The following is a 17728-nucleotide window of genomic DNA, read 5'->3' as shown; positions in this document are numbered from 1 at the left end:
GCTGGGCGTAAAAAAGGCCGGGACGCGCAGTCCCGGTTTTTTCATCGCGTAGCGCGAAAGCGCGCCGCGAGCGCGCACCGCCGGGCTTTGCTATGCTCCCCTGCATCGAACATCGTCCCGGAAAGTCCGAGCATGGGCATCGCCATCGCCGCCTGCGCGTTCCTGCTGATCGCCACGACCGTGATCCACTACGAGGTGCTGCGCCTGATGACGGCCGCGCTGCCCGCATTGCGCATCCCGCCCCGCATGCGGCTCGTGTTCGTGATCGTCGGCGCGTTCGGCGCGCACTTCATCGAAATCCTGCTGTACGGCCTCGCCTACTACCTGCTTGCGACCCGCTTCGGCATCGGCCACATGGGCGACCCCGGCCCGCTGCCGTTCACGCGCTGCCTGTACTTCTCCGCCGAGACCTACACGACACTGGGTTACGGCGACGTCCTGCCGCACGGTGACCTGCGCCTGCTGGCGGGGATACAGGCGCTGAACGGTATGCTGCTCATCGGGTGGACGGCGTCGTACACGTATTTGTCGATGGAGAGGCTGTGGGATGACGCCGGACGGCGCGGCCGCTAGATTGAGACCTCATTCCCTGAACAGATGCACGAACGTCCGGCTCACCGGCAGTTTCTCGCTGCAGCCCTTGATCAGCACCTGCATGCGTTCGGCGTCGAGGCGTTCCGCGGAGGCGACCGCGCTCACGTTCACCACCGTGGCGCGGTGGATCTGCCAGAAGCGGTCCGGATCGAGGTCGCTGATGAGATCCTTCAGCGGCGTGCGCACCAGGGCTTCGTAGTCGCGCAGGACGATGCGCGTGTAGCGGGTGTCGGACTGGAAGAACAGCACCTCGTCGACGTCGATCAGGCGCACCTGGCGGCCGACGCTGGCCTTGATCCAGCGGATACGCTCCTGGCGCACGCCGGGCAGCGCGGCCTTCAGATGGCGCAGCAGGTCGCCCATGTCCGCCCCCGCGGCGGCGGGACGCTGTCCCAGTTTGTCGCGCAGGCGCGCGACCGCCTTGTCAAGCCGGTCGGGCTGCACCGGCTTGAGCAGATAGTCGACCGCGCCGGCGTCGAACGCATCGACGGCGTACTGGTCGTAGGCGGTGACGAATACCACGTGCGCCAGGGTGCCGATGCGCTCGGCGACATCGAGACCGGACAGGCCGGGCATGCGGATGTCGAGAAAGGCGGCGTCCGGCTCGTGCTCCAGGAAGCCGTCCCAGGCGTCGTTGCCGTTTTCGGCCACCAGTACCACGTGCGCCTCGGGCCACGATTGCGCCAGCAGTTCCAGCAGGCGTTCGCGCATCAGGGGCTCGTCTTCGGCGACGAGTATCGTGGGACGTGTAGTCATGGCTGCGCTCATGGCTGAGGATAGGGAATCGTGACGTCGGCGATCAGGCCCGGATCGCCATCGCGCAGCGCCAGGCCGGCGCCGGCGCCGTAAGTCAGGCGCAGGCGATGGCGCAGGTTGTCCAGGCCGGTGCCGCCCTCCCCGGCGGCGGACAGGCTGCTCATGCCCACGCCGCCATCCTGGACGCGGATGCGCACCACGCCGCCGAGCACCTCGGCCGAGACGGCGATCCCGCCGCCGCGCAGCGCCGGCTCGATGCCATGCTTGATCGCGTTCTCGACCAGTGTGAGGACGATCATGCTGGGTATCCGCACCTGCTCGAGCGCGCGCGGCAGGCACAACTCGAAACGCAGGCGAGCGCCAAGCCGTACTTGCATCACCTTCAGATACGACTCGACCAGGCCGAATTCGGCGGCCAGGCCGACCTGTTCGCTGCGGATGTCGCGCATGCTGGAGCGCAGGAAGTCGATCAGGTCGCCGGTCAGCTCGGCCGCGCGCGGGTCGCCGTGCCGGGCCAGCTGCTGCACGGCGCCCAACGTGTTGAACAGGAAGTGCGGCTCGATCTGGGCGCGCAGCAGGCGCAGCTGCGATTCGGCCAGTTCGCGCGCCAGGCGATCGTTTTCAGCCTCGCGCTGCAGCTGCTCGGCGAGCATCTGGTACTGGCGGTAGCGCAGCAGGCTGACGGCCAGCTGCGGCACCCAGATCAGCAGCGCGACGGCCAGCACCCGTCCCAGGTGGCTCGGCAACGCGGTCAACACGACGCGCGCCGGCACGCCATTCACCAACACCTTGAACGCGGCATCGACGACCACCATGACGCCCCAGAACCAGACCATCTGGCGCAGGAATTTGCGCCAGTCCCGGACGATCTTCCGGTAGTTGAACCAGGCATCGAGCGTGGCGACCAGCAGCGTGACCCCGACGACGTTGGCAATGACGATCGAGGCGGCCCAGCCCAGGTCGGGCGCGAGGACATGCCACGCGACTCCGGCCAGGCTGAACAGCATCAGCAGCTTCGCCAGCAACCAGTAGCCGCGCGGGCCGCGGTGGGCTTCGCTGAATTCGCACAGCTGGCGGCGCTCGATCGGCGTCAGCGCGGCCAGCTTGGCGGCCACCTGGCGCCGGATCCCCGACTGTGCCACGGCCGCATGGGCCGGGTTGACGAGCACACCATGCAACTCTTCCTCCCACTCCCGATGCCACTGCACGAGTCTGCGCAACATCCTGCCTCCCGGTCGTTAATTAAATGCAACGATGACAGTCTAGAGCAGTCGGGCCGCGGCGGACAGCATGTCGGGATGAACCACGAATCCAGAGGCATGAACGACGATCCGGGGCATCGACATCGCACTGCATTTTCATAAAGCCGTCTGGGCAATTGCACTATTGACGCACAGAAACAATGTGCCATAGACTCTATTAATGTTAAATTAATTTCACAGAAATATTAAGTTAATGTGACATTGCCGTGCCGCCAAAGGAACCCACCATGACATTACCAATATTGCACCGCCTCGCCGCCACAACCTTGCTGAGCTCTGTCGTACTCTCCGGTCACTGCGCCGGATTCACGCATCCCGGTACCCCGCTGACGCTTTCCGATCTCATGACGCTCAAGTCCTACGTCGATCAAGGCAGGCAGCCGTGGAAGTCCGCCTACGACCAGCTGGCGAACGACGGCAGGGCCAGGCTCACCTACGTCATGGCGGGTCCGTACGCGACCGTGAGCCGCGCCCCCGACGTGAATCTCTGGCCATGGCGCAACGACATGGTCGCGATCTGGAACCTGTCGCGGATGTGGTATTTCACCGGCAACAAGGATTATGCGAAGAAGGCGCACGACATCCTGATGCAGTGGGCCACCGTCCAGACCGGGTTCGCGGGCCGCGAATCGATGCTCGACCTGGGTGACTACGCCTACATGTTCGTGGGCGGCGCGGACATCCTGCGCGGCACCTGGCCGGACTGGACGGACGCCGACACGGCCACCGTGAAAGCCTATTTCGCCAATGTCCTGATTCCGGCATCGAACCCGTATGGCGAGAACATGTTCGGCGCCGCCAACAAGGGCGCGCTGGCCCTGAACGCGCTCGGACTGATGGCCATCTTCAACGACGACACCGCGTTGCTGAACCGGGTCGTCGCCCAGACCCGCACGCTCGCCCACATCGGCCTGCGCAGTTCCAACGACATCGGCATGCTCGGCGACTCCCTGCGCGACCAGGGGCACGCTCATGGTCAACTGAAATCGCTGGTCATGCTCGCCGAGGCGCTGTGGAAGCAAGGCATCGATGTCTATGCCGATTTCGACAACCGCCTGCTGGCGGCGGGCGAATATTTCGCGCGGGTGAACGAGCTCGAGCCCACGCCCTTCCTCCCGTTCGGCACCACCGACGCCTACTACACCGCCGACAACACGAACCGCGGGTGGAACGGCTGGGGAGGCGGGAACATCGTGCTCAACCAGATTTACAACGCCTACGTCAACCGCAAGGGCATGCAGGCACCGTTCATCGCGCAGCGGCGCCAGTGGATGCCGGTGGACAGCGGCAGCTTCGTGTTCCTGAAGGATGTCGACACGTCGACGGCGACGCCCCCGCCGGCGTTGTCCATTGCCGCCACCAGCTCGATCACCTCGGGCTTTGCCGATGCGGACATCGGGGGTGCCGCCCCGGCCGGCTCGGCCACGTACGCCGACGGCACATGGACCGTGAAAGGCGGAGGTGCCGAGATCTGGGGCACGAGCGACAGCTGTCACTTCGCCTACCGAGCTCTCACCGGCGACGGCGCCATCATCGCGAAAGTGGAGTCGCTCCAGAACACCAGTCCGTCCGCGAAAGCAGGCGTCATGATGCGCACGAGCCTTGCGCAGGGCGCCCCGCGCGCCTGGATGGCCGTCACCAACCGGATCCAGGCCGAACAGAACATGCAGAATCTCGCTGTCTACGGCGGCAATAACTACGGAAACAAGGTGCTCCCCATTGCGAGCTCCACCGCCTCATACTGGGTGAAGCTCGAGCGCATCGGCAACATGATCACCGGCTACGTGTCGCCCGACGGTACCAACTGGGCCGCCACCGACGTCGGCCGCATCGACGGCCCGCTGCCCGACACGATCTATGCCGGCCTGGTGGTCGCCTCGGTCGCCAACGGCACGCTGAATACCTCCACCTTCAGCAACGTGCAAATCACGGGCGGCGACGGTGGCGCGCCGGCCGCCATCCCCGCCGCGCCCGCGACGCTGCTGGCCGAGCCGGGCGACGGCGCCGTCCCGCTGCGCTGGCAGCAGTCGTTCGGCGCCACCGGCTACGCGGTGCTGCGCGCCACGTCCAGCGGCGGCCCCTACACGACCATCGCGGCCAACGTCGCGGGTGGCAGCTACATCGACACGTCGGTGGCCAACGGCACGACCTACTACTACGCCATCACGGCGACGAACGCGGCCGGCACGAGCGCGAATTCTCCCGAGGACAGCGCCACGCCGGTACATCCACTGGTAAACGTGGCCACCGGCGGCACGCCCAACGACAGCAGGAACAACGCGGCCAATGCCGGCAACGCCTTCGACCGGAACTCGGGGACGGAATGGTTCTACTCGGGCGTGATGGGCTGGCTGCAGTACGACCTCGGCCACGCGGAGACCGTCCAGCGCTACACGGTCGTCAGCTCCTTCGACAAGATCGGGCGCGATCCGAAGGACTGGCAGTTCCTGGGCTCGAACGACGGCGTCACCTGGACGACGCTCGACACGCAAGCCGGCCAGGCGTTCGCCAACCGCTTCCAGCAGAACAGCTATACGGTCGCGAGTCCGGGCGCGTATCGCTGGTACCGGCTCAATATCACGTCCAATAACGGCGACACCGGCTTTACGGATCTTGGCGAATTCGGGCTGTACGCGGCAAGGCCGTAAGACGCAGGCCACCGTGCCCGGTCGACGTCGGGAGTACGCGACGTCGCCGGGCCAGGACGCAATACCGATACATCAACTATTCCAGGTGACGACGCTGTCCGTGCGCCGCGCTGCCCGCATCATTTCCAGCAGCGGAAACAAATGCGCCGAGAAATCGACCGCTTCCTGCACTTGCGGAAAATGATTCACGCCCTAGGCGGCGTGATGCAATTCGATGTCCTGCGCCAAGGCGAGTGTCGCCGCATGGTGCTTGCCTTCCACCGTCGTCGCTTCCAGTACGCCGATCACGTTGTCCAGCTCGCCGACAGAAAAATAGCCGATGGCCGTGCACTTGCCGAACGGTGCGAGCGCCTTTTGCGCGTGACGGTCGAGCATCAAGACATCGGCAGCCGCTTTCGATTTGAATGTTACAAGCATTGCATATCCTCTTCAAAACCTGGTAACAGGGCCAGTCTAATGGATCGCTTGCAAAAAATTCGTAAAAATTGGGCCGTCACCTTTATGGACTTTCTCCTTCCGTCGTTTGACAAAATCCGAAGGCGAACATACTAAAAATTCATTCTCAATTGTGAAATTGTATGACGTTTTTAAAAAACTTACGAAATACAATTTGTTTTCGACTATGCAAATGCCGAACAGGTTTTTTTCATAGCCGGGTCGCGGCCCGATGCATATTGCATGTCCTGCGGCGATTTACTCACCGATGGCAAACCCGCCATCGCCATTTCGAAAATTCTTGGAGGCTTTTCTAAATGAATTTTTTGTCGACTCACTCTAAAAAATATATCGCCGCTGCAGTCACGGCATTCGCGGCAATTGCAATCCCGGCCCAGGCCACGGACTGCAACACCGTTTGCCAGAATGCTGCGGGCCAGGCAGGGTATAACGCGGCAAAGCTGGCGGAAAAGGATGCGTTGGCATACTGCACTGCCCATTATTACGGCCAGGACGTTAACAACTGCATGAACGGCAAGGTTCCACAGATTCAGGCTGCATACGATCAGGCGTATCAGCAGACGATGACGTCGTGCATGGGTTCCTGCCACTGATCCGTCGCACTGTCCGTCAACCCTTCTTTCCTGCTTCTGCCGGCTACCTGAGAAATCGAAGGTACCGCAATCATCGATAAAAAAGCCGGGACACATGGTCCCGGTTTCCTCTACAGCCTCGTCACGCCTCAATCAGCGCTTGCGTGCCGACGAGCGGCCCACGGGCACCCCACATGCATATCAATCAATTAGCAAAATACATTGCTATGAACTAGCAATTTTTGTGCTACTCTGATTTCACTTCACTGCTCATGCCGTGAAGTCATCGACTCCAACTCACTGCCAAAGGACAAAAATGAAAAAGAAGTGGATCGTCGTACCGTGCTTGCTGCTGCTCGCCACGTTCGGCGCCTGCGCCGCCACGCCCGAGCCGCCGCCCAAGGTTGCCGTCGACAGCGCGATGCGCGTGCAAGCGATCGATGCGCTCGTGGCAAAGCTGAACGATCACTACGTCTTTCCCGACAAGGCCAGGCAAGTCGGGACGGTCCTGCGCCAGCGCCAGCGCGACGGCAAGTACGATGGGATCACGGATGGCGAACAACTGGCAAAACAGCTCACGGCCGACCTTGCCGACGTCCTTCATGACAAGCACTTGTTCGTGGGATTCGACCCCGGTCTGGTGCCGCCCGACCGTGAAGTCGGACCGCGCCCCACGTCGCTGGCCGAGTGGGAACGCATCGCGCCCCCTGAGGTGCGCCAGCGTATCCTCGCGTCCAGCCTTGGCGTGGAAAAAGTCGATCACCTGAACCCCAGGATCGGCTATCTGGAAATTTCCGGCTTCCCGCCGCCGTTCCTGGTGGCCGCAAAATATGCGGCAGCGATGGACAAGCTCGCCGACACCGATGGCCTCATCGTCGACCTGCGCAACAACCACGGCGGCACGCCAGACGGGGTGGCTTTGCTGGTCAGCTATTTCGTCGATGGGCGTACGCGGCTCAACGACATCTGGGAGCGCGATACCGGCGTCGCCACGCAGCATTGGTCGGTCGATCAGCTGGGCGGCAAGCGCTATGGCGGCAAGAAGCCGGTCCTGATCCTGGCTGGTCCCGGCACGATGTCGGCCGGCGAAGACTTCGCGTACACGATGCAGGCACTGAAACGCGCCACCGTGATCGGCGAGCGGACCTGGGGCGGTGCCCACCCCACACGTCCCTTCCGCCTTGCGGACCATTTTTTTGCTGCGATACCCAATGCACGCACCATCAGTCCCATTACCCATACCAACTGGGAAGGCGTGGGCGTCGCACCGGATGTCGCGGCGACGCCGGACAACGCGCTTGCGGTGGCGAAGGACATGCTGCAACGCCGGCTCCAGGAATAAAAAAACCGGGACACATGGTCCCGGCTTGTTACGACGTGCGGCGCCTGGATCAGCGCTTGCGCGGCGGCGGCAGGTCGGTGCAGACGCCTTCGTAGGCTTCCGCCGCCATGCCGATCGACTCGCCGAGGGTCGGGTGCGGGTGGATCGTCTTGCCGATGTCCACGCCGTCCGCGCCCATCTCGATGGCCAGCGCGACTTCGCCGATCATGTCGCCGGCGCTCGTGCCGACGATCGTGCCGCCGATGATGCGGTGGGTCTCGGCGTCGAACAGCAGCTTCGTGAAGCCTTCCGAGCGGCCGTTGGCGACGGCGCGGCCCGATGCGGCCCACGGGAAGTGGCCCTTCTCGACCTTGATGCCCTTGGCTTTCGCTTCGTCTTCGGTCAGGCCGACCCATGCCACTTCCGGATCGGTGTACGCGACCGACGGGATCACCTTCGCATCGAAATAGGCCTTCTCGCCATGCGCGGCTTCCGCGGCGACGTGGGCTTCATGCACGGCCTTGTGCGCCAGCATCGGCTGGCCCACCAGGTCGCCGATGGCGAAGATGTGCGGGACATTCGTGCGCATCTGGCCGTCGACCGGGATGAAGCCGCGGTCGGTGACCGACACGCCCGCTGCTTCCGCGCCGATCTTCTTGCCGTTCGGGCTGCGGCCCACGGCCACCAGCACGAGGTCGTAGACCTGCGCTTCCGGTGCCGGCTGGCCTGCCTCGGCGGCTTCGAACGTGACCTTGATCCCTTCCGGCAGCGCTTCCACGCCGACGGTCTTGGTCTTCAACATGATGTTGTCGAAGCGCGACGCGTTGAACTTCTGCCAGACCTTGACGGCCTCGCGGTCCGCGCCCTGCATCAGGCCATCCATCATCTCGACGACGTCGATGCGCGCACCCAGCGTCGAGTACACGGTCGCCATTTCGAGGCCGATGATGCCGCCGCCGATGACGAGCATGCGCTTCGGCACCTGGCGCAGTTCCAGCGCGCCGGTGGAGTCGACGATGCGCGGATCTTCCGGCACGAACGGCAGCTTCACGACGGCCGAACCGGCCGCGATGATCGCCTTCTGGAACGCGACGACCTTCTTGGCGCCATCGGGTCCGGTCACTTCGATGTGGTTCGGGCTCAGGAATTGTCCGACGCCCTGCACGACGTTGACCTTGCGCGCCTTGGCCATGCCGGCCAGGCCGCCCGTCATCGTCTTGATGACCTTGTCCTTGTACGCGCGCAGCTTGTCGATGTCGACGTCCGGCTTGGCGAACGACACGCCGAGATCGGCCATGTGCGCCGTCTCGTCCATGATGTGCGCCACGTGCAGCAGCGCCTTGGACGGGATGCAGCCCACGTTCAGGCACACGCCGCCCAGCGTCGCGTACTTCTCGACGAGGACGGTGTTCATGCCCAGGTCGGCCGAGCGGAAGGCGGCCGAGTAGCCGCCGGGGCCGGCGCCCAGCACCATCATCTCGCATTCGACGTCGACCGGGCCGCTGTAGCTGGCCGCGTTCGGGATGGGTGCGGCCGGTGCCGACGGGGTCGGGTGGGCCGGTGCGTATGAATCGGCCGGCTTGTTGGCCGGTGCCTGCTCGGCTGCAGCCGGTGCAGCGGCGGCCGCAGGTGCAGCGGCAGCGCCCGCGCCTGCGTCGTCGACGGTCAGCAGCAGCGAGCCTTCGCTCACCTTGTCGCCGACCTTGACCTTCAGTTCCTGCACGACGCCGGCGTGGGTCGACGGGATCTCCATGCTGGCCTTGTCCGATTCGACAGTGACCAGCGACTGGTCAACCTTGATGGTGTCGCCGGGCTTGACCATCAGTTCGATGATTTCGACTTCCTTGAAATCGCCGATATTCGGGACTTTGACTTCAACGGTGCTCATGGGCTCTCCTTACAGCAGCGTCTTGCGCAGGTCGGCCAGGACATCGGCCAGGTAGGTCGTGAAGCGGGCGCCGGCGGCACCGTCGATCACGCGGTGATCGAACGACAGCGACAGCGGCAGCATCAGGCGCGGCTGGAAAGCTTTACCGTCCCACACCGGCTTCATCGAAGACTTGGACAGGCCCAGGATCGCGACTTCCGGCGCGTTGATGATCGGGGTGAACGCGGTACCGCCCAGGCCACCCAGCGACGAGATCGTGAAGGTCGCGCCCTGCATGTTGGCAGGCGACAGCTTGCCTTCGCGCGCCTGTGCGGACAGCTCGCCCATTTCGGTGGCGATCTGCGACACGGACTTCTTGTCGGCGTCCTTGATGACCGGGACGACCAGGCCGTTCGGCGTGTCGGCCGCGAAGCCGATGTTGTAGTACTTCTTGAGGATCAGCTGGCCGTTTGCTTCGTCCAGCGACGCGTTAAAGTTCGGGAACTTCTTCAGCGCGGCAACGGAGGCCTTGATCACGAACGCCAGCATGGTCAGCTTGACCGGCGACTTGGCTTTCGCATACGCGGCATTCGATTCGACGCGCAGGTCTTCCAGGTCGGTGACGTCGGCTTCTTCGAACTGCGTCACGTGCGGGATCATGACCCAGTTGCGGTGCAGGTTCGGGCCGGAGATCTTCTTGATGCGCGACAGCGGCTGCGCTTCGGTCTCGCCGAACTTGGAGAAGTCCAGCGACGGCCACGGCAGCAGGTTCAGGCCTGCGCCACCGCCCGCACCTGCCGGTGCCGCGGTCGGGCCGGCGGCCAGCGCCGACTTGACGAAGCCCTGCACGTCCTGCTGGGTGATGCGGCCCTTCGGACCGGAACCCTTCACCTTGTTCAGGTCGACGCCCAGTTCGCGCGCGAACTTGCGCACGGACGGCGAGGCGTGGGCCGAGGCGAAGCTCGCGGCCGGCGCGGCGGCGGCGGTCGATGCAGGTGCCGGCGCTGCGGCGGGAGCCGGTGCAGGTGCGGCAGCAGGTGCCGGCGCTGGCGCTGCGGCCGGAGCCGGTGCCGGTGCGGCGGCAGCAGGTGCCGGGGCCGGAGCGGCTTCGGCGCCGCCGGCAGCTTCCTCGAGCAGCAGCACGAGCGAGCCTTCGCCGACCTTGTCGCCGACCTTGACCTTCATCTCCTTGACGACGCCCGCATGGCTCGACGGGATCTCCATGCTGGCCTTGTCCGATTCCACCGTGATCAGCGACTGGTCGACCTTGATCGTGTCGCCCGGCTTGACCATCAGCTCGATGATTTCGACTTCCTTGAAGTCACCGATGTCGGGGACTTTGACTTCCACAATGCTCATAGTGTGTTAGCTCCGTATTCTTATCGTTGGCCGAGACAACCGTCATCCCCGCGCACGCGGGGATCCATGCCGAGTTGCACGAAGAAGCATACACGAGCGACTTCGCTACCTCAGTATGGGTTCCCGCCTGCGCGGGAACGACGGCTATTCGAGCATTACTGGGTCACAGGATTCGGCTTGTTCGGATCGATGCCGTACTTGGCGATCGCGTCCGCCACCACCTTCGCGTCGATCTTGCCTTCTTCCGCCAGCGACTTCAGCGCGGCGACCGTGATGTAGTAACGGTTCACCTCGAAGAACTCACGCAGCTTGGCGCGGGTGTCCGAGCGGCCGAAGCCGTCGGTGCCCAGGACCTTGTACGTGCGGCCGCTCGGGACGTAGGCGCGGATCTGCTCGGCGAACAGGCGCATGTAGTCGGTCGTCGCGACGATCGGGCCTTCGGAACCCTGCAGCAGCTGGGTCACGTACGGCACGCGCGGCGCATCAAGCGGGTGCGTAAGGTTCCAGCGGTCGGCGTCCTGGCCGTCGCGGGCCAGCAGCGTCAGCGACGGGCACGACCACACGTCGGCGGCGACACCCCAGTCGTTCTTCAGCAGCTCGGCGGCGAACACGGACTCGCGCAGGATCGTGCCGGAGCCCATCAGCTGCACGCGCTGCTTGGCGTTTTTATCGCCTTCCTGCAGCAGGTACATACCCTTGATGATGCCCTCTTCCGTACCCGGCTTCAGGCCCGGCTGCTCGTAGTTCTCGTTCATGATGGTGATGTAATAGAACACATCCTCCTGCTTCTCCACCATGCGGTGCAGGCCGTTCTGGATGATCACCGCCACTTCGTGCGCATAGGTCGGGTCGTACGGGACGCAGGTCGGGATGGTCGCCGCGAAGATATGGCTGTGGCCATCTTCGTGCTGCAGGCCTTCGCCGTTCAGCGTCGTGCGGCCGGCGGTACCCGCCATCAGGAAGCCGCGGGCGCGGATGTCGCCGGCCAGCCAGGCCAGGTCACCGACGCGCTGCAGGCCGAACATCGAGTAGTACGTGTAGAACGGGATCATCACGCGGTTGTTCGTCGAGTACGACGTCGCCGCGGCGATCCACGAGCACATGCCGCCCGCTTCGTTGATACCCTCTTGCAGGATCTGGCCCGCCTTGTCTTCGCGGTAGTACATCACCTGGTCCTTGTCGACCGGTTCGTACAGCTGGCCTTCCTGGTTGAAGATACCGATCTGGCGGAACAGGCCTTCCATGCCGAACGTACGCGATTCGTCGACCAGGATCGGGACGATGCGCTGGCCCAGGTTCTGGTCCTTCAGCAGCGTGGTCAGCGTACGCACATAGGCTTGCGTCGTCGAGATCTCGCGGCCGGCGGCGGTCGGGTCGGTGACGGCCTTGAAGGTCGACAGCGGCGGGACCGGCAGCTTCTCGTCGGCCTGCTGGCGGCGCTGCGGCAGGTAGCCGCCGAGGGCCTTGCGGCGCTCGTGCAGGTATTTCATTTCAGGCGCGTCGTCGGACGGCTTGAAGAACGGAATCTCGGCCAGCTTGTCGTCCGGGATCGGGATGGCGAAGCGGTCGCGCATTTCGCGGATGGCTTCGTCGTCCAGTTTCTTGGTCTGGTGCGCGGTGTTGCGCGCCTCGCCCGACTTGCCCATGCCGAAGCCCTTGACGGTCTTCACGAGCAGCACGGTCGGGGTGCCCTTGTTTTCCTGGGCGTTCTTGAAGGCCGCGTAGATCTTGTGCGGATCGTGGCCGCCGCGGGTCAGGCGCCAGATGTCGTCGTCGGTCATGTTCGCGACCATCTTCAGCAGCTCGGGGTGCTTGCCGAAGAAGTGCTTGCGCACGTACGCGCCATCCTTTGACTTGTAGTTCTGGTATTCGCCGTCGACGGTTTCCATCATCACGCGCTGCAGGATGCCGTCCTTGTCCTTGGCCAGCAGGGCGTCCCAGCCCGGGCCCCAGATGACCTTGACGACGTTCCAGCCGGCGCCGCGGAAATCGGCTTCCATTTCCTGGATGATCTTGCCGTTGCCGCGCACCGGGCCGTCCAGGCGCTGCAGGTTGCAGTTGATGACCATGACCAGGTTGTCCAGCTTTTCGCGCGCGGCCATGCCGATCGCGCCCATCGATTCCGGCTCGTCCATCTCGCCGTCGCCGCAGAAGACCCAGACCTTGCGGTTGTCGGTCTTGGCGATGCCGCGGGCTTCCAGGTACTTCAGGAAGCGCGCCTGGTAGATCGCCATGATCGGGCCCAGGCCCATCGACACGGTCGGGAACTGCCAGAAGTCCGGCATCAGTTTCGGGTGCGGGTAGGACGACAGGCCCTTGCCGTCGACTTCCTGGCGGAAGTTCAGCAGCTGCTCTTCGGAGAGGCGGCCTTCGAGGAAGGCGCGGGCATAGATGCCGGGCGACGAGTGGCCCTGGATGTACAGCAGGTCGCCGCCGTGGTCTTCGGTCGGGGCGTGCCAGAAATGGTTGAAGCCGATGCCCAGCATGTTCGCCAGCGAGGCGAACGACGAGATGTGGCCACCGAGGTCGCCGTCGAAGCGGTTGGCCTTGACGACCATCGCCATCGCGTTCCAGCGCATCCACGAGCGCAGGCGCTCTTCGTATTCCAGGTTGCCGGGGCAGTGCGCTTCCAGGTGGGTCGGAATCGTGTTCACGTAGGCGGTGTTGCTCGAGAACGGAACGTGGGCGCCGCGGCGGCGCGCCAGGTCGACCAGGCGCTCCAGCAGATAGTGCGCGCGATCGGTACCTTCGAATTCGATGACCGCTTCAAGCGCGTCGAGCCATTCCTTGGTCTCGAGCGTATCCGGGTCGTTGGCGGCTTGTGCCGTCAACTGGTCGAGTTGAGCTGACATTGCTACGTCTCCTTGAGTGTGGTGCCCCACCCGATCCTGATTTCGTCACGGACGTTTGGTGGCGAAAAGACTATCCCTTGAATAAAGCCTGTCGATTCTACCAGTGGAACACGCAATTTTCAAAATATGATATTCGATTTCATAATGTGAGATGAATGCCATGTGATTGGCATAAACATACCGTCGTCCCCGCGGAAGCGGGGACCCATGCCGAGGCATCGAAGTCGACAACGGTTCATTCCTGCGACGTATTCGAGTTCCGATCATCAGCATGGATTCCCGCTTTCGCGGGAATGACGTGCCCATGCCGGCACAAGCACGTCGATAAATATGACAACGAACGCCTCCGGGCGGCGCGCGATACCCTCCTGGGCGCTTATAATTTCGTTTTTGTCCAGCACACGAGCCCCCCGCCATGACCGCCCAATTGATCGATGGAGTCAAACTTTCCCAACAACTGCGCGCCGACATCGCCGCCCGCACCGCCGCCCTCACCGCTGCCGGCCACCAGCCCGGCCTGGCCGTGATCATCGTCGGCGACGATCCGGCCAGCCACGTCTACGTGCGCAACAAGGTCAAGGCCTGCGGCGACGTGGGCTTCCACTCCGTGCTGGAAAAGTACGAGGCCGATTTCTCCGAGCAGGCCCTGCTCGACCGTATCGCCGCGCTGAACGCGGATCCGGCCATCCACGGCATCCTCGTGCAGATGCCGCTGCCGAAGCACATCGACGCATCGAAAGTCATCGAAGCCATCGCCACCAGCAAGGACGTGGACGGCTACTCGGTGCTGTCCGCCGGCGAACTGATGGCCGGCCTGGAAGGCTTCCGCCCGTGCACCCCGTACGGCTGCATGAAGCTGATCGAGACGACCGGCGTGAACCTGCGCGGCAAGCATGCCGTCGTGATCGGCCGCAGCAACACGGTCGGCAAGCCGATGGCGCTGCTGCTCTTGCAACAGAATGCCACCGTCACCATCTGCCATAGCGGTACGCCGGACCTGGGCTACCACACCCGCCAGGCGGACGTCGTCGTGGCCGCCGTCGGCCGCCGCAACACGCTGACGGGCGACATGGTCAAGCCGGGCGCCATCGTCATCGACGTGGGCATCAACCGCAACGACGAAGGCAAGCTGTGCGGCGACGTCGACTTCGACAGCGTCAAGGAAGTCGCCGGCCACATCACGCCGGTGCCGGGTGGCGTGGGTCCGATGACCATCACCATGCTGCTCATGAATACGCTGGAGTCGGCCGAGCGCGTGGCCGAGCGCGCATAACGCCTGTCAATGGCCGGCCCGGGTAAGATGGCGGTGAGATTGAATAAAGGACTCTGACTATGACGACCGAAACGACCAATCCCCTCCTCGACTTTTCCGGGCTGCCCCGGTTCGACCTGATCCGTCCCGAGCACGTGACGCCGGCGATCGAACAGCTGATCGCCGAGGCGCGCACCGCCGTGAGCCAGGCCGAAGCGCCGGCCGACAGCGTCACCTGGGACAACTTCGTCGTCCCCCTCGAGGAAGCGACGGAACGCCTGGGCCGTGCCTGGGGCGTGGTCAACCACCTGAACCACGTGATGGACACGCCCGAGCTGCGTGCCACCTACAACGAGAACCAGCCGAAGATCACCGAGTTCTGGACGGAGCTGGGCCAGAACGAAGCGCTGTTCGACAAATACAAGCAGCTGCGCGCGAGCGCGGACTTCGCGAACCTCGCGCCGGCCCGCAAGCGCATCGTCGAGAACGCCCTGCGCGACTTCCGCCTGGGCGGCGCCGAGCTGCCCGAAAAGCAGAAGGAACGCTTCGCCGAGATCCAGGAAGAGCAGGCGAAGCTGTCCACGCGCTTCTCGGAAAACGTGCTGGACGCGACCAACGACTACAAACTGCTCGTCGCCGACGAAGCGGACCTGTCCGGCCTGCCGGACGACGTCAAGGCGGCCGCACGCGCCGCGGCGGAGCGCGACGGCAAGACGGGCTGGCAATTCAGCCTGCACTTCCCGTCCTATTTCCCGATCCTGCAATTCGCCGACAAGCGCGAGCTGCGCGAACAGATCTACCGCGCCAACGCCACCAAGGCCTCCGAGATGGGCGCCGTGTTCTCCGAGCTGGAAAAATGGGACAACACGGGCAATATCGCCCAGCTGCTGAAACTGCGCGACGAGGAGGCGAAGCTGCTCGACTTCCAGAGCTTCGCGCATGTCTCGCTCGAACCGAAGATGGCCGAGACGCCGGAACACGTGATCGAGTTCCTGGAAGACCTCGCCCGCCGCGCCCGTCCGTACGCCGAGAAGGACCTGGCCGAGCTGCGCGCGTTCGCCAGGGACGAACTGGGCATTGCCGACATGCAGGCGTGGGACGTGGCGTATGCGTCGGAAAAGCTGCGCGAGAAGCGCTACGCGTTCTCCGCGCAGGAAGTGAAGGAATACTTCCCTGAGGCTAAGGTCGTCGCCGGCCTGTTCGGCCTGATCTCGACACTGTTCGACGTGACGATTTCTCCGGACGACGCGCCGGTCTGGCATCCGGACGTGCGTTTCTTCCGCATCGAGAAGAACGGTCAACTCATCGGCCAGTTCTACCTCGACCTGTACGCGCGTCCGGGCAAAGGCCAGGGCGCGTGGATGGACGACGCGCGCGGCCGCCGCCTGACGACGGGCGGCATCGTGCAGACGCCGATCGCCTACCTGACCTGCAACTTCACGCCGCCGGCGGAAGTCGACGGCAAGCTCCAGCCGTCGCTGTTCACGCACGACGAAGTCACCACGCTGTTCCACGAATTCGGCCACGGCCTGCACCACATGCTGACGGAAGTCGACGAGCTGTCGGTGTCCGGCATCTCGGGCGTGGAATGGGATGCCGTCGAGCTGCCGTCGCAGTTCATGGAAAACTTCTGCTGGGAGTGGGACGTCCTGCAAGGCATGACGGCGCACGTGAAAACGGGCGAGCCGCTGCCTCGCGCGCTGTACGACAAGATGCTCGCGGCGAAGAACTTCCAGTCCGGCATGCAGACGCTGCGCCAGGTCGAGTTCTCGCTGATCGACATGCACCTGCACTACGACTTCGACCCGACCAGCCAGAAGACGGTGCAGGAACTGGTCGACGAGGTGCGCACGAAGTTCGCCGTGCTGATCCCGCCGTCGTTCAACCGCTTCCAGCATTCGTTCGGCCACATCTTCGCGGGCGGTTACGCGGCCGGCTATTACAGCTACAAGTGGGCCGAGGTGCTGTCGGCGGACGCGTATGCCGCGTTCGAGGAGGCCGTCGAAGCGGGCGGCGGTTCGCTGCTCGACGAGACGGGCAAGCGCTTCCACCGCGAGATCCTGGCCGTGGGCGGCTCGCGCCCGGCGCTCGAATCGTTCAAGGCCTTCCGCGGCCGCGAACCGACGATCGACGCGCTGCTGCGCCATAACGGGATGCAGGCCTGAGCAATATGCGCGCCGTCGCCGCATTCGCACTCGTCGTTGCCGCTGCCGCCGCGCACGGCCAGACGTACAAGTGGAAGGATGCGGCCGGCGTCGTGCATTACAGCGACACGCCGCCGGCCAAGGGGACGGCGCAGGTGCTGCGCCCCGACAACCGGCCGGAAGCGACGCCGTCGCTGCCGTACGAACTGGCGCGCGCCGCGAAGCTGCACCCCGTGACCTTGTACACGACGGCCCGCTGCGACGCCTGCGACCAGGGCCGCGCCCTGCTGCGCGCGCGCGGCATCCCGTTCGCGGAAAAGACCGTGAACACGGCGGAAGACCGCGAGCAGCTGCACCGCGCCGGCGGCAAGGACGAGCTGCCGCTGCTCGTCGTGGGCAACCGCCCGCTGACGGGCTTCGCGGCCGGCACGTGGAACGAAGCGCTCGATGCCGCGTCTTATCCACGCAAGACAATGCTGCCGCCGGGCTACCGGACCGGCGCCAGCGAGGCCGCCGCCCCGGTGCCGCCGCCGCGCTTGCCGGCGCCACCGGCGCCGGACGAAGCAGCCGCGCAGGCGGAGCGGCAGCAGCCGCGCCAGCAGCCGCAGCCGAAGAAAGCGCCACCGGATTTCCAGTTCTGAGCAC

At 64.5% G+C, this 17728-nt stretch carries 13 protein-coding genes; 7 read left to right on the top strand and 6 right to left on the bottom strand.

The window, feature by feature from the left end; genetic code table 11:
* Nucleotides 1-132: 132 nt before the first annotated feature.
* Nucleotides 133-573 (top strand): potassium channel family protein, encoded by a 441-nt coding sequence (locus QPK29_RS13420; protein WP_371769115.1) that lies wholly within the window; start codon nucleotides 133-135, stop codon nucleotides 571-573.
* Between the two features lie 9 nt (nucleotides 574-582).
* Here QPK29_RS13420 and QPK29_RS13415 read toward each other — a convergent pair whose 3' ends face one another.
* Both QPK29_RS13415 and QPK29_RS13410 read right to left on the bottom strand, forming a co-directional pair.
* Nucleotides 583-1350, bottom strand: a complete 768-nt coding sequence (locus QPK29_RS13415) for a LytR/AlgR family response regulator transcription factor (RefSeq protein ID WP_371769114.1) — start codon at nucleotides 1348-1350, stop codon at nucleotides 583-585.
* A gap of 8 nt (nucleotides 1351-1358) precedes the next feature.
* Nucleotides 1359-2573: a sensor histidine kinase gene (locus QPK29_RS13410; RefSeq protein ID WP_371769113.1), complete on the bottom strand. Its 1215-nt coding sequence runs from the start codon at nucleotides 2571-2573 to the stop codon at nucleotides 1359-1361.
* A 266-nt stretch (nucleotides 2574-2839) separates the two neighbouring features.
* On the opposite strand from QPK29_RS13410, the gene QPK29_RS13405 reads away from it, so the two are divergent.
* Complete coding sequence (locus QPK29_RS13405) at nucleotides 2840-5260, top strand: alginate lyase family protein (protein ID WP_371769112.1); 2421 nt, start codon at nucleotides 2840-2842, stop codon at nucleotides 5258-5260.
* A 192-nt stretch (nucleotides 5261-5452) separates the two neighbouring features.
* On the opposite strand, the gene QPK29_RS13400 is transcribed toward QPK29_RS13405, so the two are convergent.
* Nucleotides 5453-5677, bottom strand: coding sequence for a DUF1840 family protein (locus QPK29_RS13400; protein ID WP_371769111.1), 225 nt, complete (start codon nucleotides 5675-5677; stop codon nucleotides 5453-5455).
* Between the two features lie 335 nt (nucleotides 5678-6012).
* On the opposite strand from QPK29_RS13400, the gene QPK29_RS13395 reads away from it, so the two are divergent.
* Both QPK29_RS13395 and QPK29_RS13390 read left to right on the top strand, forming a co-directional pair.
* Nucleotides 6013-6309, top strand: a complete 297-nt coding sequence (locus QPK29_RS13395) for a hypothetical protein (protein WP_371763971.1) — start codon at nucleotides 6013-6015, stop codon at nucleotides 6307-6309.
* Nucleotides 6310-6604: 295 nt separating this feature from the next.
* Nucleotides 6605-7630, top strand: a complete 1026-nt coding sequence (locus QPK29_RS13390; protein ID WP_371769110.1) for a S41 family peptidase — start codon at nucleotides 6605-6607, stop codon at nucleotides 7628-7630.
* A gap of 49 nt (nucleotides 7631-7679) precedes the next feature.
* Here the strand turns inward: QPK29_RS13390 and lpdA are convergent, their stop codons facing one another.
* The 3 genes from lpdA to aceE form a co-directional block, all read right to left on the bottom strand.
* Nucleotides 7680-9497, bottom strand: coding sequence for a dihydrolipoyl dehydrogenase (lpdA, locus tag QPK29_RS13385; protein WP_056130661.1), 1818 nt, complete (start codon nucleotides 9495-9497; stop codon nucleotides 7680-7682).
* Between the two features lie 9 nt (nucleotides 9498-9506).
* Nucleotides 9507-10835: a dihydrolipoyllysine-residue acetyltransferase gene (gene aceF / locus QPK29_RS13380; protein WP_371769109.1), complete on the bottom strand. Its 1329-nt coding sequence runs from the start codon at nucleotides 10833-10835 to the stop codon at nucleotides 9507-9509.
* A 155-nt stretch (nucleotides 10836-10990) separates the two neighbouring features.
* On the bottom strand, nucleotides 10991-13687 hold the full coding sequence (gene aceE, locus QPK29_RS13375; RefSeq protein ID WP_371769108.1) for a pyruvate dehydrogenase (acetyl-transferring), homodimeric type: 2697 nt from the start codon (nucleotides 13685-13687) through the stop codon (nucleotides 10991-10993).
* Between the two features lie 415 nt (nucleotides 13688-14102).
* On the opposite strand from aceE, the gene folD reads away from it, so the two are divergent.
* Genes folD through QPK29_RS13360 form a run of 3 tightly spaced genes read left to right on the top strand, consistent with a single transcriptional unit; the run spans nucleotide 14103 to nucleotide 17724 of the window.
* Nucleotides 14103-14960 (top strand): bifunctional methylenetetrahydrofolate dehydrogenase/methenyltetrahydrofolate cyclohydrolase FolD, encoded by an 858-nt coding sequence (gene folD / locus QPK29_RS13370; RefSeq protein ID WP_371769107.1) that lies wholly within the window; start codon nucleotides 14103-14105, stop codon nucleotides 14958-14960.
* A 59-nt stretch (nucleotides 14961-15019) separates the two neighbouring features.
* Entirely contained in the window at nucleotides 15020-17104 is a 2085-nt protein-coding gene (locus QPK29_RS13365) for a M3 family metallopeptidase (RefSeq protein WP_371769106.1), read from the top strand.
* Between the two features lie 5 nt (nucleotides 17105-17109).
* Nucleotides 17110-17724, top strand: coding sequence for a DUF4124 domain-containing protein (locus tag QPK29_RS13360; RefSeq protein WP_371769105.1), 615 nt, complete (start codon nucleotides 17110-17112; stop codon nucleotides 17722-17724).
* Nucleotides 17725-17728 lie beyond the last annotated feature (4 nt).

The sequence above is a fragment of the Massilia orientalis genome (assembly GCF_030411975.2).
GTDB lineage: Bacteria > Pseudomonadota > Gammaproteobacteria > Burkholderiales > Burkholderiaceae_D > Telluria > Telluria orientalis.
The sequence above is the reverse complement of the archived record's forward strand: the minus strand, read 5'-3'. Positions and strand labels throughout refer to the sequence as shown.